This window comes from Terrabacter sp. NPDC080008, assembly GCF_040702505.1.
GTDB lineage: Bacteria > Actinomycetota > Actinomycetes > Actinomycetales > Dermatophilaceae > Terrabacter.
On the sequence record NZ_JBFBLC010000004.1, the window covers coordinates 152263 to 173420 of the forward strand.

The window sequence follows — 21158 nt, forward strand, 5'->3', positions numbered from 1 at the left end:
CTGTGGGACTTCGACCCGGCAGCCGTGGACACCTACCGCTTTGCTCTCGGCGGCGACGCGCTGCTGCTCAATTCGGCCCCGCGCGTCAGCCGAGCGCTCGAGGAGGATCGGGCCCAGCTCCTGGTCGTCATCGGCCCCGACATCGACCTGGACGCTGCGTGTGACCTCGCGGAGCGCGAGCGCATCGACCGCCCCGAGCTCGGCGTCATACTGCTGCGCCACCGGCTCGACGTCACCGCTCTGGCTCAGGCATTGCGCAGTGGGGTTCGTGAAGTCGTTCAGGCCGACGACCAAACCGCGCTTGCGGATGCGGTGAGGCGCTCCCTCGCCCTGACACAGCAGCTCAGCGGTCACGGGACGACTGTCGGCAGCCAAGATGGCAAGGTCATCACCGTCTTCAGTGCCAAGGGTGGAGTCGGCAAGACGACGATGTCGACAAACCTCGCTGTCTACCTCGCCTCCACGGGGGCCAAGACGCTGCTGGTCGACCTCGACCTCATGTTCGGCGACGTTGCGATCAGCCTGCAGCTTCTGCCGCACGGGTCGGTACGAGATGTGGTTGCGATGAGCGGCCATCTCGACGACCAGGGCCTGCTGTCGGTGGTCACTCACCACGACGAGAGCGGCCTCGATGTCGTCGCGGCGCCCTCCGACCCTGCCGATGCGGACCGCGTGCCATCGCACGTCATAATCGAGCTCCTTCGTGTCGCCCGCGGCAAGTACGACTACGTCATCGTCGACACTCCGCCGTCCTTCACGGAACACGTTCTTGCGGCGTTCGACGTCAGCGACCTCACGGTGCTCATCGCGACTCTCGACATCCCGGCAGTCAAGAACCTCCGTATCGCCATCAACACCCTCGACACGCTGGGTGCCTCGAAGGAGGCACGGACCATCGTTCTCAACCGCGCAGACGCCAAGGTCGGCCTGAAGCCGGACGACGTAGAGGCGGCGCTCAAGTCCCCGATTTCCGCGAACGTGCCCAACAGCCTGACGGTGCCCGCATCCGTCAACCGCGGTGTCGCCCTAGTGCTTGACGACCCGCGCAACCCGGTGTCCCTGGCGATCCGCGAGCTCGCAGACCAGGAGATTCGGCGTCGTTTCGGTGAAGAGCTGCAGAACGGCGCCAAGCGGAGCTTCACCTTGTTTGGAGGCAAGCGATGAGCAACCTGGCAGAGCGACTAGAACGTGCTCGGCAGTCGAGCCAGGTCTCCGAGCCTGCACCAAGTAACGGCGCCCAGGTCCGCATCGTCAACGGTGTTGAGCCCAAGCGGCGCAGGGGTGTCGACCCGTTCGCGCCGGTGAAGGAGCGCGTCCACCAGGCCTTAGTCGCCTCCCTCGGGCCGCGTCTCTACGACCCGAACCTCAGCGAGAGCGAGCTCGCGGCGCAGGTACGCACGACGCTGCAGGACGTCATCGACTCGGAACAGACACCTCTATCGCACGCCGACCGCACCCGAATCGCGCAGGACGTGTCCGACGACATCCTCGGACACGGGCCTCTCGAGCCCTATCTGCGTGACGTCGAAGTCTCCGAGATCATGGTCAACGGGCCGGAGGACATCTACATCGAGCGGGGCGGCAAGATCTACCCCGTCGAGGCGAGCTTTTCCGACGAGACGCACCTGCGTCGCACCATCGACAAGATCGTCGGACGCGTCGGCCGTCGCGTCGACGAGTCGAGCCCGATGGTGGACGCTCGACTGCCCGACGGCTCCCGCGTCAACGCCGTCGTGCCGCCCATCGCCCTTGACGGTTCGATGCTCACCATCCGCAAGTTCTCCGCCGACCCCTTCACCGACAAGGACCTCATCTCCTTCGGCACGATGACCGAGAACGTTCGCGACTTCCTCGACGCCTGTGTGAAGGGCCGCCGCAACATCATCATCAGCGGAGGTACCGGTTCGGGAAAGACGACGACGCTCAACGTCATCAGCTCCTTCCTCCCGCACGACGAGCGGATCGTCACGATCGAGGACGCCGCCGAGCTTCAGCTCCAGCAGCAGCACGTGCTCCGACTCGAGGCGCGACCGGCCAACATCGAGGGCCGTGGACTGGTCTCCATCCGCGAGCTCGTCAAGAACTGTCTGCGTATGCGTCCCGACCGCATCATCGTCGGCGAAATCCGCGACGGCGCAGCGCTCGACATGCTGCAGGCCATGAACACGGGCCACGACGGCTCCATCACGACCGTGCACGCCAACTCTCCCCGAGACAGCCTTGCCCGTCTCGAGACGATGGTGCTCATGGCCGGCGTTGAGCTGCCGGTGCGAGCGATCCGCGAGCAGGTGGCGGGCGCCGTCGACCTGATTGTTCAGCAGTCGCGTTTGAAGGACGGATCGCGGCGCATCGTCGCCATCTCCGAGGTGGTCGGCATGGAGTCCGACGTCATCACCCTTCAAGACATCTTCACGTTCGACTACGGCGCCGGTCGTGACGAGAACGGTCGATTCCTCGGTGGCCTCGTGCCAACGGGCATCCGGCCGAAGTTCACGTCGGACCTGGCGGATGTCGGCGTCGAGCTGCCGGTCCAGCTCTTCTCCCGGATGGCTCGATGAGCCTCCTCCGTCGCCTTGTCGTCGCCCTGTCCGGTCTCGCGGTCGGGTTGGCGGTTGCGCCTGTCGGGTCGGCGAGCGCCGCCTCGGATGACCCTTCGGTCGGACTCAGCAACCTCGCGGCGACGTCCAGCGGATCGGCGTCCAGCCTGACAGGCATCATCACCTTCCGCGGCACGGGCGATGTCCCTATCGACCCCGGTTCACTCAAGGTCAAGGTCGACGGCCAGGCGTACCCGGCGAACGTGAAGCAGGCCGCCAAGGTCGACCGGCGGTCGATGCTCGTCATCGACACAAGCGGCTCGATGGGCACACAGGGCATGGCCACAGTGCGCAAGGCCGCCGCCACGTATCTCAAAACCGTGCCGGCGGACGTGCAGGTTGGCGTTGCCTCCTTCGCCAACACGGCGGGCGTTGACCTCGCACCGACGCTCGACCGAGGGGCGGCGCTCGACGTCATCAATGGCCTCGCATCGCGCGGCGACACCAGCCTGTATGCCGGCATGCAGGCTGCAGCTGCCGCGCTCGCGGGAAGGGGTGACCGCAGCATCGTGCTGCTGAGCGATGGCGCGGACACGATGGCCGCCGACAAAGTCAAGGCGCTCAAGGACACCGTGACTAGGCTCAAGGCCGCCGGCATCCGCGTCGATGTCGTCCGATTCAAGACCAACGACCCCGAGGCGACGGCCGCGCTGCAGTCCTTCGCGAGCGTCAACGGCGGCACCGTCGTGTCTGCCGATGACACTGCCGGAGTTTCTTCCGCCTTTCAGGCATCGGCTCAGGCGCTGAGTCGCCAGGTGCAGTTCTCGGCAACGATCCCCAAGGATCTCTCGGGGCCCCATCAGTACGAGGTGACCGGGACGGCCGGCGGGGCCGCCTTTGACTTCAGCAAGCAGGTCACCGCGGGAGCGGCAACATCCGCACCCCCAGTGCCCTCGCTTGCCCCTAAGTCCCCAGCCGCGCAGTCCGCGCAGATCGGCCCAGCCGCCGCAGAGCCCACGAACCGTACGCCCTACCTCGCTGCCGGGCTCCTCGGGCTGGGGCTCCTGGTGGTGATGGGCGTCATCCTCATGCCTACGCTGCAGACCAAACGGGAGCGGCGCGTTGCTGCCATCGACGCTTACGTGGTGGGTGACACTGTCGCTCTTTCACGTCAAGACATGAAGGCGGCACAGAGCACCATCACGGCCCAACTGCTCGACATGGGTGAGCGCGTGATGAAGGACCGCAAGTCGACGAGCAAGACGATGGCCTTCATCGAACGCGCTGACCTACCGTTCCGAGCGGGGGAATGGCTGGTCCTGCGCGTAGTCGCGGTGATCGTCGGCGCTGCCCTTGGGATGGTGTTTGCCGGAGAGGCCAAGTTCGTCGGCCTGGCCATCGGGGGAGTGCTGGGCCTGCTGCTCATGCCATTGGGTCTCCGCTTCGCGGCGGGTCGGCGCGCTCGGAAGTTCGAGGCGCAGCTACCACAGATCCTGCTGCTGATCTCCACGAGCCTGCGGAGCGGCTTCGGCCTGCCCCAGTCCCTCGACGCCGTGGCGCGTGACGCGGCGGAGCCCGCGGGCAAGGAGTTCAGCCGAGCTCTTGCGGAGACTCGCATCGGCACGGACATCTCCGATGCGCTCGAACGTGTAGCGGTCCGGATGGAGAGCAAGTCGATGCACTGGACGGTCATGGCGATCCGCATTCAGCGAGAGGTCGGCGGCAACCTGGCCGACACGCTGCGCACCACCGCCGGAACCCTGCGCGAGCGAGAGTCACTGCACCGTCAGGTGGCGACGCTCTCCGCCGAGGGGCGCCTGTCGGCGTACATTCTCGTGGCGCTGCCGATCTTCATCTTTCTCTACATGACGAAGGTCAACTACGAGTACGTGAGTCTGCTCTGGACCACCACGGTTGGACTGTTCATGAGCGTTGGCGGGCTCATCGCCCTCGGCGCCGGCATCGTCTGGATGCGTCAAGTCGTGAAGATCGAGGTGTGAGGTGACCATCAATCTCATCTACGTCGCCGCCGGAATGCTGGCACTCGGGCTGCTCATCGCCGCGCTGAGCGTGAGCGTCAGCGGAGGCGAACCACGCGGCGTCGCCCGGTCCCTGATGCTCATCGATCAGCACATCGAGCGGCGTGAGGTGGTGACCACCGAGCTCGCGGCCAAGGACCGACTCCTTGTCCCGATCCTTGAGCAGACCAAAGGCTTGGCCAGGGCCCTGTCGCCCGGCGGCGTCGACGATCGCTATACGAAGATGCTGGACCAGGCCGGCAACCCGGCGAACTGGACGGTCGAACGAATCCTTGGCCTCAAGGGGGCCGGGCTGCTCATCGGGATGGTTCTGGGCGCCTTCTACGCCAAGTTCCAGCTGCCGAACGCCCTGCTCTACGCCCTCATCGGTGGCGCGGCCCTCTTCTTCCTGCCCGACCTGCTCATCAAGAACCTCGCACAGCGTAGGCAGGAGCAGACGAGCAAGAGCCTCGCTGATGCGCTCGACATGCTCAGCGTCTGCGTCGAGGCGGGCCAGGGTTTCGACGCGGCGCTGCTGCAGGTGGCACGCAACGTCGACGGTCCGATCTCGGGAGAGTTCGCGCGCGTGCTTTCGGAGATACAGATCGGCAAGTCCCGTGGCGAGGCCTTCAGCGCTATGGGCGACCGTGTAACGCTCCCCGAGGTGAAGAACTTCATCACTGCTCTCGTGCAGGCAGACCGGCTCGGTCTCCCGATCGCCGGCGTGCTGCGAGAGCAGACGGTCAACATGCGTCTGGTCCGTCGTCAGAAGGCGGAGGAGAAGGCCCAGAAGGTCACCATCAAGATCCTCTTTCCCCTGATGTTCTGTATCCTTCCGGCCCTGTTCATCGTCATCATCGGGCCCGGTGGTATCCGCATGATGCAGGCCTTCGGCGGCTGAAGCCAACCGTGTCGGTCGTTGCCGACGCCGAGTCCCCGGCGGCACTGGCCCAGGCGCGTCCGACCTCCCCGGTCGGACGCGTCGGCTGGTTGCTTCCCCCCTTCGTGCTGGCGCTTTATGCCCTCAAGCCGCTGGGGCCGGTCAAGGACCCGGACACCTACTGGCACATCGTGGCAGGCAAACACCTCTTGGCTTCAGGTCAGTTCGTACTGCAAGACCCCTTTGGGGCGGCCAGCGAGAAGGCCTGGATCCTCAACCAGTGGCTGCCCGAGGTGCTCATGGATTGGGCATACACGGCATACGGCCTCCCCGCCGTGGCATGGCTGCTCTGCCTAGGCTCTTTCATCGTCGGGGTCTCAGTCATGACGGCATGCCGGCGACGCGGCTCGCCGCTGGTGACGGCGCTCGTCCTCGCGCTCGTCTTCGTCGCCCTCAGTGGCAGCCTCTCCCCGCGACCCCAGCTGGTGACGTTCACCCTAAGCGCCGTGACGACGAGCGCGTGGCTGGTCACACGGGAGGACGGTCGCGCACGCTGGTGGCTCGTTCCCGTGACGTGGCTGTGGGCGTGCAGCCACGGGATGTGGTTCGTGGGGCCGGTTGTCGGCGTCGTCGTGGTAGTCGGCATGTGGCTCGAACATCGCGCAACCTGGAAGGGCGCGGCCCGCCTCGCCCTCGTGCCGGCGCTGTCCGTGGCCGTCGCCGGTGTGACGCCGGTGGGGCCGAGGCTTTTTACCTCGCCGTTCCAGGTTGGGGGAGTGACGGCCTACATCAGCGAGTGGCAGCGGCCCGGCCTCACCGACCCCGCCGTCTTGGCCGCACTGGGGCTCGTCGTAGTCGTGGGGGTGGACCTAGTGCGCCGCCGACGAGCGAACTGGACGACGATGCTTCTGGCGGTCTTTGCAGTGGCACTGTCCCTGACATGGGCGCGCACCGTCGGGCTGGGCGCCGTCATCGCCGCGCCGGTGGCCGCGGCCGCGTTACAGAACTTGTTGCGGCAGCCGGTGGTTACGACGCTCAGGCGTGAGCGCGTGGCGGTCGCGGTGGCTGGGCTGCTGAGTGTCGTAGCCGTCGGCGTCGCGGCGCCCGCGGTGGCCAGCACGCCAGCACTAGGCCCCAATGACCTCGACAGCGCGCTCGGTGCCCTTCCGGGGAGCACGGTCCTCTGCAACGACCAACTCGACGGCGGCTGGCTCCTGCTGCAGCACCCCGGACTACGGCCCACGATGGACACGCGGGTCGAGCTCTACAGCGCTGAGCACATCAAGGCCTACCTCGGCTTCGTCGCGGGAGACGCCGGGTGGGAGACCTATCCGCGGCAGGTGGGCTGCACGTATGCCGTGTTGCCGACGAGCGCGGCAGTAGTGCCGCGCTTGCGTGGTTCTGGGGACTGGGCGGTCGTGGCGGAATCAGAGGGCTACGTGCTTTTGAAGTCGGCGCGTTGACGGAGCGAGGAAGTGCGCGAGCGAAGCGCGCTGCAACTGACGTCGAGCTGAATGCGGCCATGGAGCAAACGGGCTCGGGTCGAGCGAGCGAGCGCACGATCGCGGACGTGGGCCGCACCGCGCTTTGGATTGCACTGACTCCCACCCTTTGGATCCTCTTCGGCAGCCGCCTGGCGAGCTTCGGCACGGACTCGGCGCACGCGTACTGGAATGTGTGGAGGGTCGGGCCGTATGCGCTGCCGCCAGGATCAATCGACGCGTTCAATTACTCCCCAGCCTTCGCGCAGGCCATCTACCCGCTGACGCTGCTGCCGTGGCCACTCTTCCTGACCGTGTGGACAGCCCTGCTCGCGGCGGCGCTCGTCTGGCTGCTCTGGCCCCTGCCGTTGCGGTGGCGGTGGCTCGTGCTGGCCTATGTGGCGCCGCCGGCTCTTCTCATCGGCAACATCGAGGCGTTCCTCGCGCTGGCCGCGGTGATCGGCATGCGGCGACCCTCGGCATGGGCATTCCCGCTGCTGACCAAGATCACGCCGGGGCTCGGGCCGGTGTGGTTCGCCGTCCGTCGTGAATGGTGGCAGGCGGCCATCGCGGTCCTTGGCACGGCGCTGGTCGTGCTGGTCTCGTTCGCCCTCTCACCGGCGCTGTGGCCGCAGTGGTGGGACTTTGTCATCAATGCGCCGACTCCGCCCACGCAGGCGCACTACCCGCCGCTGGCCCTACGGCTGGTGCTCGCCGTCGGCGTGGTGGTCTGGGGCGCACTCCTGGGCCGTCGAGGTGCGCTCGCAGTCGCAATGGTGCTGGCGATGCCGCTCTGGTCCAGCGGTGTCCTGGTGCTATTGGCAGCGCTGCCGAGGCTCCGGTCAGACGGGTCGACGTCTCAAAACTGAGGGATGTTTTGCGCAAATCATGACGCTTTGTCTGAATGCGAATTGCCTTTGATAGCGGACTTTTTCGCGTTTTCGAGAGCGGCGTGCGCCGGTCCTGCACGCTGTTTGCATGTTGGTCAGGGGGAACGGGGCTAGGCGGGCTGGCCCGCGCCTTCAGGACGGGCTGCCCCGCCCATCTCGTGCCGCTGTCAGGCAGGGGGTGAAGGACCGACTCAGCGGTCGGGACAACGCGCTCAACGCGATCCGTCTCTTGTTGGCGGTCTTCGTCGTCGTGGACCACTCGTTCAAGGCGGCGACGGGACAACCCGGCCCGTGGCCATATCTGGGCGGCTTCGCCGTTGACGGCTTCTTCGCCATCTCGGGCTACCTCATTGCTGGCAGCCGAATCAGGACGGGGATGCGGCCATACCTCTGGAGCCGGGGGCTGAGGATCATGCCGGGCTACTGGGCGCTCTTGATCTTCACCGCCCTGGTGGTGGCTCCCGCGTCCGCGCTCCTCGACGGCCGTTCATACGACTGGGGGAGCGGGGGTACCTATGTCATGCGTAACGCTCTGCTGTTCACAACACAGATGGGAATCGACGGCACCCCGACTGCAGTGCCCTACGAAGGTCTCTGGAACGCGTCGACCTGGAGCCTGCCTTATGAGGCGGCCGCCTACGTCGTCTTCGGGCTCTTGGTGGGGCTTCCGAACTTCCGCGCCCGCTCTGCCGCCGCAGTCTCCTCAGGTCTGGCGGCCTGCATCCTCGTCCAGGTCGGCGCCGGCGTGGGCTTGGGCACGGCGCTCGAATTGACTCGGCTGTGGTCGTTCTTCGCTGCGGGCACGCTGTTGTGGTTCCTGCGTGAATGGTTGCCGGACACCGTCGCGCCAGCCGTCGTGGCAGGCGGCATAGCCCTCGGCGCGCTCCTCCTAGGACGCGGCTGGTATCTAGCGATCGCGCCCGTACCGCTCGCTTTCCTCCTTCTCTGGTTGGGTGCGAGGCTGCCCCTGCGCATCGGCTCCCGCAACGACATCTCCTACGGCGTTTACCTCTTCGCCTTCCCGTTGCAGCAGTTGATGGTCGTAGCAGGCGTCCCGGAGGCATTGGGGCTCGTCTGGTTCACTGCGCTGTCGATAGCGGTGACCGTGCCCGTTGCGTGGGCATCGTGGCTGCTAGTCGAGCGCCCGTGCCTCCGGTGGCGAAGGCGTGCGGCCGTCTTGGCACGTAGGCAACTAGCCGAGGAAGGCATCGATCTGCACGCTGCATCGCGTTCCTAGTGTGGTTGGCGCCTCCGAGCGTGAATCATGCCGGTGAGGAGCATCTGGCGGCCGACGACCTCGTTACCGCTCCCGTGTCGGTGCTGCTGCAACGCCGTCGCCCACCTCGTCATCGACTCCCGCGGCGAAGCGATGGGTGCCTGGCTCGAGGAGCCCTCCTCCATGCCCAAGAGCGCCGACGGTGCCGGCCGCCCCACCCACCTCATGGAGAAGGTCTCGCGCTACGTCGAGATGTACTCCGGCGCCTCGCAGACCGACATCGAGAAGGGCGTCACCGGCAAGGTCCAGTACCTCCGCCTGGCCGTAAACGCCCTCGTCGCCGAGGGCTACATGACCATCACCGCCGGCCCTCGCAACACCCGCAACCACTCCGTGATCGCGGTCTTCCGAGAGGACGAATCCGATGCCTCGTGACCGTCACATCGACCCCGTCCCCACCCCGTCCCGACCCCGTCCCCGCCCGGGCACAAGACGACCCCGTCCCCTTGCCCGCTTCTCTAAGCAAGGGACGGGGTCAGTGAGCACGAAATCACCGCAACCCCGTCCCAGATCGTCCCGAGGCCTCGAGCGCGTCCCCACCCCGTCCCGCACCTCCGAAAGGACTACCCGATGAACGAACATGCAGACCGAGACCGGAGCGAGCAGCCGGGGCTCCAGCTGCTCCACGAGCGCGCCGGATGCGGGTGTGTGGCACCCCATGCATCGGGCGATGGCCAGGACGACCCCGTGCATCGCGTGCCGGTCCGAGCGACCGAGGCTCAGGTCGAAGCGGCTCGCCAGGCGGCGTGGGACTTGCACGACGGTGGCGGCACGAAGCGCCTATCGCAGTCGGCGGCAAGGGCGATCGCTGACGCGGTTGTGGCTGCTGGTGACGCCGCCTCGCCGGCCACAGGGGAGAGACCAGGAGGCGGCGCCGCGGCCACGGTACCTGCCTCGGGCGACACTGCACACGGCGGTGGTCAGTGATGTTTCAGCGCCGCTGGGCCAGCAGCAGCCGAACGACGTCCCGCAGAGACATCGACGCTGCCGCCGCCACCGGATCCCAGTCCTCGAGCGCCGGCCATGGGAACTCCCGGCGATACGCGTCCAAGGACGTCTCCGCCCTCTCGAAACGTTCGGGATCCGTCAGCCAGCGAGCCACGATGCCATTGAGGACACGCACGTCAGTCGAGGGGATCGTCGGCTTCCACTCCGCCCCGTCGTCCAGGAATATCCCCTCCATCAGCCTCGCCCGGTGTGGCTGCTGCGCGCAGCAAGCACACGGCCGAAGTGCAAGCTTCGAATGGTGTCCTCGGGGACCGTTGTCACCCAGGCTCCGTCGCGGAACCGGGGTGGGTTGTCAGCCAGTCGGCGGGTCGCGACTGTGAGCATCTCCCCCAGCTGCTCCTGCTGTCGAAAGGTCCGCTCGCGCTTCCACTGCGAGCGCATCGTGAGCCAACCGCCGAGCCAGGCCAGCCCGCCACCTACGAATGCGCCACCGAAGCCGATCCACCCTGCCAAGACCGTGTTGTCCATGGCGCTCAGCATGGCGGCGGCTGAGGACAGCCAGATGGAGGCACGCTCGTGAGTCATGACCGAGTCGTCTGTGGCGCGAAGACCACAACGGCTGTACCTGCCGCAACGCCCTCAACGGAGGCTGCAGTCTCGACCTACCGCTGACGCCTCGCCCGGCTCTGCACCGACCCCCGAGGCCGCTGCCCGCGCACCTCTACCGGTCCAGTGCTCTCCGCGGCTTTGGCCGCAGCCGCGACCAGTTCACGATGCCGCCACTCAGCCAACTCCTCACGGTTCCGCCGCACGGCACCGTGAGCAAACAGGTACGCGAGGGTCGGCCCGATCAGCATGCCGAACGTCATCACCGCCATCCACCGGCTCTGATCGCTCAAGGCGTACGTGGCGAGCCCTCCAGCAATGACCAGACTGAACAGGAACCGCGTGCCGACCGCCGCCCTGCGGCGAACCGCCGGGTGGGCCAGCAGCAACCACGTCACCGGAGCGATAGCCAGGCTGGCCGCCAACATCTTCAGCTCGCGGCTCACCGGCTGTCCCCCGGCATAGTCATCTCGCAGCACGATGACGCACATGTTCAGGAAGCCGACGCTCAGGACGGTTCCGAGCGGCCTTGCACACCAGGGGCTCAGCCACCGATTGGTCGTCTGAATCAGGCCACCGAGGCGACGGGAGGAATCGGGCATGCCTGAGATTCCCACGGTCTGCGGCGCACGTACGCGAAACGGCGGCACCTGCAAGTCCGCTCCCGTCGCCGGCGGCACCCGCTGCCGCATGCACGGCGGCTCCTCACCCCAAACCAAGGCCAAGGCCGAGCAGCGCCTCGCGATCGCAAAGGCCGAGCAGGAAGTCGCCCGCCTCGGCGCCCGCCGCGACATCCACCCCGCCGACGCGCTCTTCGAGCTCGTGCACTGGACCGCCGGCGAGGTCGATTACTGGCGCCAGCGCGTCGTCGAGATCGCCGACACCGACGCCGACGCCCTCACTTGGCGCACCACGCAGCACCGCGACGGCGTCGGCCCCGAAGGCCCCGTCGACGTCACCACCAAGGAGGCCGCGCCCAACGTCGCCTACCGGATGCTCACCGACTCCTCCAACCGCCTCGCTGCCTACGCCGCGGTCCTGCGCTCGGGATTTGATTCGGTGCCATTTGTTCATAAATCGAAGGTGTCTGGCACGACCGGCCCAGCATCCGACGGTTTGAGCTCGAGGCCTACTAGGACTCTATCGGCAGGTGGACCGGTACGGTGGTGGCTCCGCTGGCCGCACACCGTCTGGAGACATCCCCGCCATGGTCGAGAGCACCGAGTCCGCGAGCTACGCCGAGCGTCTGCGCTCCCTCTCCGGAGCCAAGTGGAAGCGCATCCTGCCCGTCCAGCTGCCCTACCAGCTCAACCTCAAGCGCCAGAAGCTCGGCCGCACGCTCGACATCGGCTGCGGCATCGGCCGCAACCTCGTCTCCCTCAGCGCCGACTCGCTCGGCGTCGACCACAACCCACACTCGATCGCCGAGGCGAAGAAGGCCGGCTTCAAGGCCATGACCGTCGAGGAGTTCGAGGCCAGCGACGAGGCCAAGCCGGCGTCCTTCGACTCGCTCCTCATCGCGCACGTCCTCGAGCACATGGACGAGGAGTCGGGCCGCTCCCTGCTGCGCTCCTACCTGCCCTACCTGCGCCCCGGCGGCGTCGTCTTCGTCATCTGCCCGCAGGAGGTCGGCTACCGCACCGACGCCACTCACGTGCGCTTCGTGACCGACACGGACATCGAGAAGCTCTGCCGCGAGATGGGCCTGACGCCGCGCCGCTCCTATAGCTTCCCGTTCCCGCGATTCGCCGGAAAGTTCTTCCCCTACAACGAGTTCTGCGTCCGCGCGACCCTCGACGGCACGCCCAGCTGAGCCCGTCGCGGGCCGCGACCCCGAGCACGTATGCCGTGTGCCCGGGTGGCGGGGCTCAGTCGCGACGTCGCTTGGGCCGGCTGTGCCCACCGCCCGAGCGGGGCCCGTCGTCGCGCGTCAGCTCGATGAGCTGGCCCGAGATGCGGGTCGAGCGCAGCTTCTCCCAGGCGCCGGGCGGCAGCGTCGCGGGCAGCTCGACGATCGAGTGGTCGGCGCGGATGTCGATGTGACCGAAGTCCTGACGGCCGAGGCCGCCCTCGTTGGCGAGCGCGCCGACGATCTGGCGCGGTTCGACCCGCTGCCGACGGCCCACGGCGATGCGGTACCTCGCCATCGGGCCGGACGCCGGGCGCCGCGGCCCGCGGTCGCCCTGACGACCCCGCGAGTCCCGGTCGTCGCGCCGCTCGCGCGGGCCGCGGTCGTCGAACGTCCTTGCGGGGCGGACCGGTTCAGGCTCGAGCAGCATCGGCTCCTCGCCCTGGAGCACCACGGCCAGCGCGGCCGCGACGTCGACCTCCGGGACGTCGTACTCGTTGACGTAGTGCCCGATGACGTCGCGGAAGGCGTCGATCCTGCTCGTCGCCGACAGGGCCTGCGTGATCGCGTCGTCGAAGCGGGACAGGCGGCTGGCGTTGATGTCCTCGACGCTCGGCATCGTCATCGGCACGAGCGATTGCCGGGTCGCCTTCTCGATCGCCTTGAGCAGGTGGCGCTCGCGCGGGGTGACGAACGAGATCGCGTCGCCGCTGCGGCCGGCACGGCCGGTGCGGCCGATCCGGTGGACGTAGGACTCCGTGTCGGTCGGGATGTCGTAGTTGACGACGTGGCTGATCCGCTCGACATCGAGCCCGCGCGCGGCCACGTCGGTCGCGACGAGGATGTCGAGCTTGCCCGACTTCAGCTGGTCGACGGTGCGCTCGCGCTGGTTCTGGGCGATGTCGCCGTTGATCGCCATCGCCGAGAAGCCACGCGCGCGAAGCTTCTCCGCCAGCGTCTCGGTCTCGTTCTTGGTCCGGACGAAGACGATCATGCCCTCGAAGTTCTCGACCTCGAGGATGCGGGTCAGGGCGTCGACCTTCTGCGGGTAGCTCACGGTGAGGTAGCGCTGGGTGATGTTCGGCGCCGTCGACGTCTTCGACTTGACCGTGATCTCGACCGGGTCGTGGAGGTACTTCTTCGAGATGCGCCGGATCTGCGAGGGCATCGTCGCCGAGAAGAGCGCGACGTGCTTGTCGTCCGGGGTGTCGGCCAGGATCGTCTCGACGTCGTCGGCGAAGCCCATCTTGAGCATCTCGTCGGCCTCGTCGAGCACGAGGAAGCGCAGCTCGCTGAGATCGAGCGTCCCCTTCTCCAGGTGGTCCATGATGCGACCCGGCGTGCCAACGACGATGTGCACCCCGCGGCGCAGGGCGCTCAGCTGCACGCCGTAGGCCTGCCCGCCGTAGACGGGCAGCACGTGCACGCCACTCATCCGGGCGGCATACCGCTCGAAGGCCTCGCAGACCTGCAGTGCCAGCTCACGCGTGGGCGCCAGCACCAGCGCCTGCGGCTTCTTCTGCTTGAGGTCGAGCCGGCTGAGAATGGGCAGCGCGAACGCGGCCGTCTTACCGGTGCCGGTCTGTGCCAGGCCGACGACGTGGCGGCCCTCGAGCAGCGCCGGGATCGTTGCGGCCTGGATCGGCGACGGGTGCTCGTAGCCGACGTCACGCAGCGCCTTGAGCACCTTCTCGTCGAGCCCGAGGTCGGCGAAGCTCGGCTCCCGCTGGCCGCCATCGGCTCCTGCGCCGTCTCGGACCTCCGCCTGAGGGATATCGGTGTCGGCGGTCTGGGGCTCGGTGCTGGGCTCACTCACCCCCCGACGGTAGTGCGTCGGAGGGGGTGCGCGACACTCGCCGACCGAAGCCGGACCGAAGCCGAGCCCAGCGCGGCGGAAGCCCGACGGAAGCGGTCAGGCAGGCAGCGGCAGCACGTCCTGGATGCCGCAGGAGCCACCCTTGTTGCCCGTCATCGGCGGCGTCGCCCGCGACCCGCTGCAGAAGGTCGCCGGCTGCACGCCCGGCAGGGGAGTGCAGTCGCAGCCGTAGCGCATGTAGGTGATGCACAGCTCCGCGTTCGCGCTCGAGCCGCTGGCGCCGCCCGCGGTGTAGAGCAGGACGCGCTGGGTGTTGGTCCCGGACGGCGTGCAGAACTGGTGGTTCGACGGCGCGTTCCCGCAGGTCGAGCAGGTGCACGACCCACTCCGCACCGAAAGGGCGAACTTCGGCTCGGGGACGCCGTTGACCGTCACGCCGGTGATCACCGTGACGGTGTTGGTCGGGTTGCCCGAGCTGCTCGCGATGAGCTCGAAGACGTAGCCCTTGTAGGCGTCGGTGGCACTGCCGGGCAGCTTGCACGCCGCGCCGCTGAAGTGCAGCGCCCCCGTCGACGCGGCAACCGTCGGAGCCGGTGCCGCGACGACCACGGCGGGCATGGCCCACGCCGCGCCCTTGACGACGGTGCGACGGGTCGGCCCGTCGGACGCGAGAGCGTCGGTGCTTGACATGCATCCTCCGGGGTGTGACCGCTGTGGCTTGGGCGCACCTGTGGCCGATCTGGTCCAGATGTTCTCTCTGCAGCGCTTTGTATCACCCCATCCGTCCGGTTCGGAAGCAAATGACGTGAAGGGGTCAGTGCGAGATGGAATCGGCGATTCGGTCTAACTCGACCGGGGCCGGCATCGGCCGTTGGTCACAGGATGAGACCGACTCGCTCCTGCCGCGCATGGTCCACGTGTAAGACGCCGACGTGCCGTCGTGGTCGGCGGCGCAGTCCGCCTTGCCGGTGGCAAGTACGTGGGCCTTGCGAGCCTGGTCGACACGCGCCTGGGTGACTCTGAGGTCGTAGGTCAGGGCCACCACCTGCTGGTGAGCCAAGGTGCCGGTCGTGCGCTTGCCGTTGACCACAAGAACCCAGGTGCCGTCGGCGACGACCGTCAGCCGGCTCTCGCACGGGCCCGACGCGCACATGCCGCCCCAGGTCCGCCGCTCGACCCGCAAGTCGGTCGGAACTGGATCGATGGTCGAGTGGGCGGTGCTTGCGTCCGGGTTGACTGCGACGACACCGAACGTGGTGGTGTGCTGGGAGCCGGGCTCGAGCGCTGACACGTGCCCGCACCCCGCCAGCAGCGTGACCGCCGCGCACACGGCATACGCCCTCGGGATCGTCAGGGCCAGCCTCCACGCGGACCGTCGCGACTCGCTCGCCATCGTGCCCCCTGCTGCTCACCGGCGCTGTGCGCTGATGGTGGCAGCAGGGGGCACGTGGGGGTGCCGTTTCGGCGGGAAGACGTCAGGCGGAGGCGCTGACCGGCTCGTCGACCTTGGCGGCGAGGGCCTCGAGCAGGCCGGCCAGCTCGGCGCGGCGCTCGTCGGTGACCTCGAGCTCACCGGTCGGGGTGAGGTCCTGGGTGAAGACGAGACCGCTCGCGCCGACGACGTCGGCCTTGACGTGGGTCAGCACCTTGGTCAGGTCGGCCGTCGCGTCAGAGGCGCCGGTCCAGCCGTAGCCGACGAGGGCGACGGGCTTGGCGTCCCACTCGGCGAAGAGGTAGTCGATCGCGTTCTTGATCGGGGCGGGGAAGCTGCGGTTGTACTGCGGGGTCACGACGACGATCGCGTCGGACTCGAAGACCTTCGAGGCCCAGTCCTTGGTGTGCGGCTTCGCGTAGTTGCCGTTGCGGGGCATGTCCTCCTCGTCGAAGAACGGCAGCGACGACAGGTCGAGCAGCTCGACCTCCCACTCGTCGGCGGGAGCCTGGGCGGCGACCCACTGGGCGACCTTGGGGCCGATGCGGCCGGGGCGGGTGCTGGAGACGACGATCCGAAGTTGCTTCACATTTCAACTAACTATCATGGTCCCGCAGGCATTCCCCAAACGAGCGTATGCCGTGTGCCCCCTCCCCGCGAAACGCGCAGGGCGACCCCCGGGTCTCCGGGACTCGAGATCCTCGAACTCGTCGGCGCCGGGCGAGGCTCTCGTCCGGCCCGCGACGCCGGCCTCGGCCGCTAGCGGTCCGGCTGGGCGAGAACGCAGACCAGGCCCGACTCGGCGGGACCGATGTGCAGACGGTCGTTGCCGATCCGGAGGCTCTGCCAGCCCTCGAGGGCGCGGAGCAGGCGTCGCTCCTGCTCCATCGCCTCCGGCGGCCCGGCCATGCGGGTCATGCCGGTGCCCTCGACCTTGATGCGCTCAGCCTCGGCCACGTAGGTCCCCACGAGGCGGTTGACCCCGGTCGTGCCGGTCAGCAGGCCGCCCTCACCCAGGGAGATCGATGGTCTCGGCTCGCTCGTCGGGACGCCCGCGATCGCCTCGACGACCCACGTGTTCGACTCCGGCGAGGGGCTGCTCATGGCCTCGAGTCAACCACGCAGCCGAGGGCAGTGGCCCCCACCACGAGCGCCGCCCGCCTCACCACGAGGGCGAGGCGGGCGGCATACGTGCTCGGTGCCGGCGGAGGGCGCGGAGGTCAGCTGGGCGTCGACTCCGAGCTCATGCCGGACTTGATGAGGTCCATGACCGAGCTGTCGGCCAGGGTCGTCACGTCGCCGATCTCGCGGCCCTCGGCGACGTCGCGCAGCAGGCGGCGCATGATCTTGCCGGAGCGGGTCTTCGGCAGCTCGCTGACGATCATGATCGAGCGCGGCTTGGCGATCGGGCCGATCTCCTGGCCGACGTGGTTGCGCAGCTCCTGCACCAGGTCCTTGCCCTCGCCCGGCTCGTCGGCCTCCTCGACGAACTCCTGGCGCAGGATGACGAACGCGCAGATCGCCTGACCGGTGGTCTCGTCCGCGGCGCCCACGACAGCCGCCTCGGCGACCTTCGGGTGCGAGACGAGCGCGGACTCGATCTCAGCCGTCGACAGGCGGTGGCCCGAGACGTTCATGACGTCGTCGACGCGACCGAGCAGCCAGATGTTGCCCTTGTCGTCGTACTTCGCGCCGTCGCCGGCGAAGTAGTACTTCTCGCCGAACCGCGACCAGTAGGTCTGCTTGTAGCGCTCCGGGTCGCCCCAGATGCCGCGCAGCATCGACGGCCACGGCTTGGTCAGCACGAGGTAGCCGACCTTCTCGGCCTCGGTGAACGGCTGGCCCTCGTCGTCGAGGATCTCGGCGCTGATGCCGGGAATCGGCTTCTGCGCCGAGCCGGGCTCGAGCGTCGTGACGCCCGGCAGCGGGCTGATCATGATGGCGCCGGTCTCGGTCTGCCACCACGTGTCGACGATCGGGGCGCGGTCACCGCCGATGTGCCGGTGGTACCAGAGCCAGGCCTCGGGGTTGATCGGCTCGCCGACCGAGCCGAGCAGGCGCAGCGAGCTCATGTCGAACTTCGCCGGGATGTCGGCGCCCCACTTCATGAAGGTGCGCACCGCGGTCGGCGCTGTGTAGAGGATCGTCACCTTGTAGTCCTGGACGATCTCCCACCAGCGACCCTGGTGCGGGGTGTCGGGGGTGCCCTCGTACATCACCTGCGTCACGCCGTTGGTCATCGGCCCGTAGACGATGTAGGAGTGCCCGGTCACCCAGCCGATGTCGGCGGTGCACCAGTAGACGTCGGTGTCGCGGTGCACGTCGTGCACGACCGCGTTCGTGTAGGCCGCCTGGGTGAGGTAGCCGCCCGTGGTGTGGAAGATGCCCTTCGGCTTCCCCGTCGTGCCCGAGGTGTAGAGGATGAAGAGCGGGTGCTCGGCCTCGAACGCCTGCGCCTCGTGGGTCGGGGCAGCCTTCTCGAGCTGCTCGTGCCACCAGAGGTCGCGGCTGTCGTTCCACGCCGTGTCCTGGCCGGTGCGCCGAACGACGAGGACGTGCTCGACCGAGGTGTCGGCGTGGTCGAGGGCAGCGTCGACGGCGGGCTTGAGCGCCGCCGGGGCGCCGCGACGGTAGCCGCCGTCGGCGGTGATGACGACCTTGGACTTGGCGTCGTTGATGCGCGTGTGCAGCGCTTCCGCGGAGAAGCCGCCGAAGACGACGGAGTGCGGGGCGCCGAGGCGGGCGCAGGCGAGCATCGCGACCGCGGCCTCGGGGATCATCGGCAGGTAGATCGCGACGGTGTCGCCCTTGGTGATGCCGAGGTCGGCGAGCGCGTTGGCGGCGCGCTGCACCTCCGCGTGCAGCTCGGCGTAGGTGATGTCGCGGGTGTCGCCCTCGGGCTCGCCGACGAAGTGGATCGCGACCTTGTCGCCGCGGCCCTCCTCGACATGCCGGTCGACGGCGTTGACGCACGCGTTGAGCTCACCGTCGGCGAACCACTTCGCGAAGGGCGGGTTGCTCCAGTCGAGCGACTGCGTGAAGGGCTTGCTCCACGTCAGGTAGGTCCGGGCCTGCTCGGCCCAGAAGCCCTCCGGATCCGCGGCCGCCTTGTCGTAGAGGTCGGCCGTGCCGTTCGCCTGTGCAGCGAACTCGGCGGGCGGGGGGAAGGTCTGTCCCTCGTGGACGAGGTTCTCGAGCGGCTTGTCGCTCACGTGTGTCACCCTTTCGCATCGACTCTGGTGCGGTCCCGCCGCCAGCGGGCGACGCGCCTCCTGCGGCACAACTCACGTTCAGGTTAGATCGCCGATCGCCCTGTGCGTGAGGTGGGTCCGTCGCTACCGACGAGTAGCCACCGCGCGCCATCCGAGAGGTCCGAATGCGCCGAAGATGGGGTGTGACCGATCGGACCTATCGCCTCGTCATCCGCGCCGCGCTCGGCCTCTTCGCCCTGCTCGGCCTGCGGATCGAGGTGCGCGGCGCGCAGCACCTGCCCCGGCATGGGGGAGCGGTCCTCGCCAGCAACCACACCGGCTTCCTCGACTTCCTCTTCGTGGGGCTCGTCGGGCGCCGGCGCGGCCGCTTCGTCCGCTTCCTCGCCAAGGAGGCGGTCTTCGACGCGCCCGTCGCCGGCGCCGCGATGCGGGCCATGCGGCACGTGCCCGTCGACCGGGGCCACGGCGAGATCGCCCTGCGCCACGCGGTCGCCGCGGCCCGCGCCGGTGAGGTCGTCGGTGTCTTCCCCGAGGCCACGATCTCCCGCTCCTGGGAGCTGCGGCCCTTCCGTCCCGGGGCGGCCGCCGTCGCGACGTGGTGCCAGGTGCCGCTGGTGCCGGTCGTCGTGTGGGGCGCCCAGCGCGTCTGGACGGTCGACGGCCGGTGGAGCCTGCGCCGTGGCGTGGCCATCAGTGTCGTCGTCGGGGAGCCGCTCCACCCGCTGTCCGACGCCGACCCGTATGCCGTCTCCGACGAGCTGCGCGACCGCATGGCCGCGCTGCTGGTGGAGGCCGTCGACGCGTACCCCGACCGGCCGCGCGACGACACCGACCGCTGGTGGGTCCCCGCCTCGCGGGGCGGCACGGCTCCCGGGATTGCCGAGGGGCTGCACCTCGACGAGGAGGGCATGCGACGGGCCGACGCCGCCGCGGCGGCGGCGCGGACGCTTCGCGCGTCCCAACGGCATACGCGAGGCGCCCGCCGCCAGAGTTCCCCGACGGCCGCTCAGTAGCTCATCCCCATCACCGCGCGGACGGTCGCGAGCGTCCGCTCGGCCACCTCGTTCGCGCGGGCGTTGCCCTCGTGCAGCACCGAGGTCAGGTATGCCGGGTCGCGGGCCAGGTCGGCCCGGCGCGCCCGGTGCCCGGCCAGGGAGTCGTTGACCGACTCTGTCACCACCTCCTTGAGCACCCGGGCGCCGCCGTCGCCGACCCGCTCCGCTACCGACTCGGGGGACTCGTCGAGGAAGAGCCCGGCGATGGTGAGGAGGTTCGCCACGGCGGGACGACCGTTGGGGTCGTAGGTGATCCGCCGCTCGGAGTCGGTGCGCGCGACGCGGATGCGGTCGGCCGTCTGGTCCGCGGTGTCGCGCAGGTTGATGACGTTGCCCTTGCTCTTGCTCATCTTCGTGCCGTCCGTGCCGAGCAGCAGCGGCACGTCGCTGAGCAGCGCCTCGGGCTCGGGGAACACGCTGTGCCCGGCGGCATACCTGCTGTTGAAGCGGCGCGCGATCGCCCGCGTCTGCTCCAGGTGCGGCAGCTGGTCGCGGCCGACCGGCACGATTCGGCTGTGGCAGAAGAGGATGTCGGCCGCCTGGTGCACCGGGTAGGTGAGTAGCAGGCCCGACAGCGGGCGCCCGGCCGAGAGAGCGAGCTCGTCCTTGACGGTGGGGTTGCGGCGCAGCTCCGAGTCGGTGACGAGCGACAGGAACGGCAGCATCAGCTGGTTGAGCGCCGGCACGGCACTGTGCGTGAAGATCGTCGTGCGGGCCGGGTCGAGACCGGCGGCGAGGTAGTCCAGGACGAGGCCCTGCACGTTGTCGCCCATCTCACCGACCGAGTCGCGGTCGGTGATGACCTGGTAGTCGGCGATGACGACGAACGTCTCGACTCCCTTGTCCTGCAGTCGGACCCGGTTGCGCAGGCTCGCCAGGTAGTGGCCGATGTGAAGCGGCCCCGTGGGTCGGTCGCCCGTCAGCATCCGGAAGCGGGCCGGGTCCTCGGCGGCGTGTCCGTCGATGAGCGCGTCGAGCACGGCGCTGCGGTCGCGCGCGGCGGCATACGTCCTGCTGTCGTCGGTCTCGACGGACGCATTTGAGGCGGTGGGCGCGGTGGGTGCGGTGGTGGTGGTCATGGTCTCTCCTTCTCGTGGTGCCCACGGGGAGAGGCCGGTGCCGGGAAGGTCCCGGACATGCGAAGAGCCGCCCGTGGGC

Annotated in this window: 20 protein-coding genes and 1 pseudogene; 11 read left to right on the forward strand and 10 right to left on the reverse strand. The window is 68.5% G+C overall.

Features of this window, described 5'->3' with window-relative positions:
• Window positions 1-24 precede the first annotated feature (24 nt).
• The 8 genes from AB0316_RS13220 (at window position 25) to AB0316_RS13255 (ending at window position 9457) form a co-directional block, all read left to right on the forward strand.
• Window positions 25-1164: an AAA family ATPase gene (locus AB0316_RS13220; protein ID WP_366273479.1), complete on the forward strand. Its 1140-nt coding sequence runs from the start codon at window positions 25-27 to the stop codon at window positions 1162-1164.
• Complete coding sequence (locus AB0316_RS13225; RefSeq protein WP_366273480.1) at window positions 1161-2558, forward strand: CpaF family protein; 1398 nt, start codon at window positions 1161-1163, stop codon at window positions 2556-2558. Before AB0316_RS13220 ends, AB0316_RS13225 begins: the two co-directional genes overlap by 4 nt.
• On the forward strand, window positions 2555-4537 hold the full coding sequence (locus AB0316_RS13230; protein WP_366273481.1) for a type II secretion system F family protein: 1983 nt from the start codon (window positions 2555-2557) through the stop codon (window positions 4535-4537). Before AB0316_RS13225 ends, AB0316_RS13230 begins: the two co-directional genes overlap by 4 nt.
• Window position 4538: 1 nt before the next feature.
• Window positions 4539-5456: a type II secretion system F family protein gene (locus AB0316_RS13235; protein ID WP_366273482.1), complete on the forward strand. Its 918-nt coding sequence runs from the start codon at window positions 4539-4541 to the stop codon at window positions 5454-5456.
• Between the two features lie 8 nt (window positions 5457-5464).
• The gene (locus AB0316_RS13240; RefSeq protein WP_366273483.1) at window positions 5465-6898 is read left to right on the forward strand and encodes a hypothetical protein; all 1434 of its coding nucleotides are present in this window, start codon (window positions 5465-5467) and stop codon (window positions 6896-6898) included.
• 107 nt (window positions 6899-7005) lie between these two features.
• Entirely contained in the window at window positions 7006-7785 is a 780-nt protein-coding gene (locus AB0316_RS13245) for a glycosyltransferase 87 family protein (protein ID WP_366273484.1), read from the forward strand.
• A gap of 199 nt (window positions 7786-7984) precedes the next feature.
• Window positions 7985-9043, forward strand: a complete 1059-nt coding sequence (locus tag AB0316_RS13250; protein WP_366273485.1) for an acyltransferase — start codon at window positions 7985-7987, stop codon at window positions 9041-9043.
• Between the two features lie 162 nt (window positions 9044-9205).
• Window positions 9206-9457, forward strand: coding sequence for a hypothetical protein (locus AB0316_RS13255; protein ID WP_366273486.1), 252 nt, complete (start codon window positions 9206-9208; stop codon window positions 9455-9457).
• A 556-nt stretch (window positions 9458-10013) separates the two neighbouring features.
• Here AB0316_RS13255 and AB0316_RS13260 read toward each other — a convergent pair.
• Together AB0316_RS13260 and AB0316_RS13265 are read right to left on the reverse strand one after the other, a co-directional pair.
• The gene (locus AB0316_RS13260; protein WP_366273487.1) at window positions 10014-10265 is read right to left on the reverse strand and encodes a hypothetical protein; all 252 of its coding nucleotides are present in this window, start codon (window positions 10263-10265) and stop codon (window positions 10014-10016) included.
• A complete protein-coding gene (locus AB0316_RS13265) occupies window positions 10265-10558 on the reverse strand; it encodes a hypothetical protein (RefSeq protein WP_366273488.1) in 294 nt (97 codons plus the stop codon). Before AB0316_RS13265 ends, AB0316_RS13260 begins: the two co-directional genes overlap by 1 nt.
• Before the next feature lie 678 nt (window positions 10559-11236).
• Here AB0316_RS13265 and AB0316_RS13270 point away from each other — a divergent pair.
• Window positions 11237-11308 (forward strand): annotated as a pseudogene (locus tag AB0316_RS13270) (hypothetical protein); the annotation flags it as partial.
• 33 nt (window positions 11309-11341) lie between these two features.
• Here AB0316_RS13270 and AB0316_RS13275 read toward each other — a convergent pair.
• Window positions 11342-11710 (reverse strand): hypothetical protein, encoded by a 369-nt coding sequence (locus AB0316_RS13275; RefSeq protein ID WP_366273489.1) that lies wholly within the window; start codon window positions 11708-11710, stop codon window positions 11342-11344.
• 133 nt (window positions 11711-11843) lie between these two features.
• Here AB0316_RS13275 and AB0316_RS13280 point away from each other — a divergent pair, with 133 nt between their 5' ends.
• On the forward strand, window positions 11844-12449 hold the full coding sequence (locus AB0316_RS13280; RefSeq protein WP_366273490.1) for a class I SAM-dependent methyltransferase: 606 nt from the start codon (window positions 11844-11846) through the stop codon (window positions 12447-12449).
• 55 nt (window positions 12450-12504) lie between these two features.
• On the opposite strand, the gene AB0316_RS13285 is transcribed toward AB0316_RS13280, so the two are convergent.
• From AB0316_RS13285 to acs, 6 genes are all read right to left on the reverse strand, one after another.
• The gene (locus tag AB0316_RS13285) at window positions 12505-14259 is read right to left on the reverse strand and encodes a DEAD/DEAH box helicase (protein WP_366273758.1); all 1755 of its coding nucleotides are present in this window, start codon (window positions 14257-14259) and stop codon (window positions 12505-12507) included.
• Between the two features lie 138 nt (window positions 14260-14397).
• Window positions 14398-14991: a hypothetical protein gene (locus AB0316_RS13290; RefSeq protein WP_366273491.1), complete on the reverse strand. Its 594-nt coding sequence runs from the start codon at window positions 14989-14991 to the stop codon at window positions 14398-14400.
• A 124-nt stretch (window positions 14992-15115) separates the two neighbouring features.
• Window positions 15116-15592 (reverse strand): hypothetical protein, encoded by a 477-nt coding sequence (locus AB0316_RS13295; protein ID WP_366273492.1) that lies wholly within the window; start codon window positions 15590-15592, stop codon window positions 15116-15118.
• A gap of 184 nt (window positions 15593-15776) precedes the next feature.
• Window positions 15777-16322: an NAD(P)H-dependent oxidoreductase gene (locus AB0316_RS13300; protein WP_366273493.1), complete on the reverse strand. Its 546-nt coding sequence runs from the start codon at window positions 16320-16322 to the stop codon at window positions 15777-15779.
• Between the two features lie 170 nt (window positions 16323-16492).
• The gene (locus tag AB0316_RS13305) at window positions 16493-16837 is read right to left on the reverse strand and encodes an META domain-containing protein (RefSeq protein ID WP_366273494.1); all 345 of its coding nucleotides are present in this window, start codon (window positions 16835-16837) and stop codon (window positions 16493-16495) included.
• Between the two features lie 116 nt (window positions 16838-16953).
• A complete protein-coding gene (acs, locus tag AB0316_RS13310; protein ID WP_366273495.1) occupies window positions 16954-18945 on the reverse strand; it encodes an acetate--CoA ligase in 1992 nt (663 codons plus the stop codon).
• Window positions 18946-19127: 182 nt separating this feature from the next.
• Between acs and AB0316_RS13315 the strand changes: the two genes are divergently transcribed.
• Window positions 19128-19958 (forward strand): lysophospholipid acyltransferase family protein, encoded by an 831-nt coding sequence (locus AB0316_RS13315; protein ID WP_366273496.1) that lies wholly within the window; start codon window positions 19128-19130, stop codon window positions 19956-19958.
• Here the strand turns inward: AB0316_RS13315 and trpS are convergent.
• Window positions 19952-21079, reverse strand: coding sequence for a tryptophan--tRNA ligase (gene trpS / locus AB0316_RS13320; protein WP_366273497.1), 1128 nt, complete (start codon window positions 21077-21079; stop codon window positions 19952-19954). The genes AB0316_RS13315 and trpS overlap by 7 nt on opposite strands.
• Window positions 21080-21158: the final 79 nt, after the last annotated feature.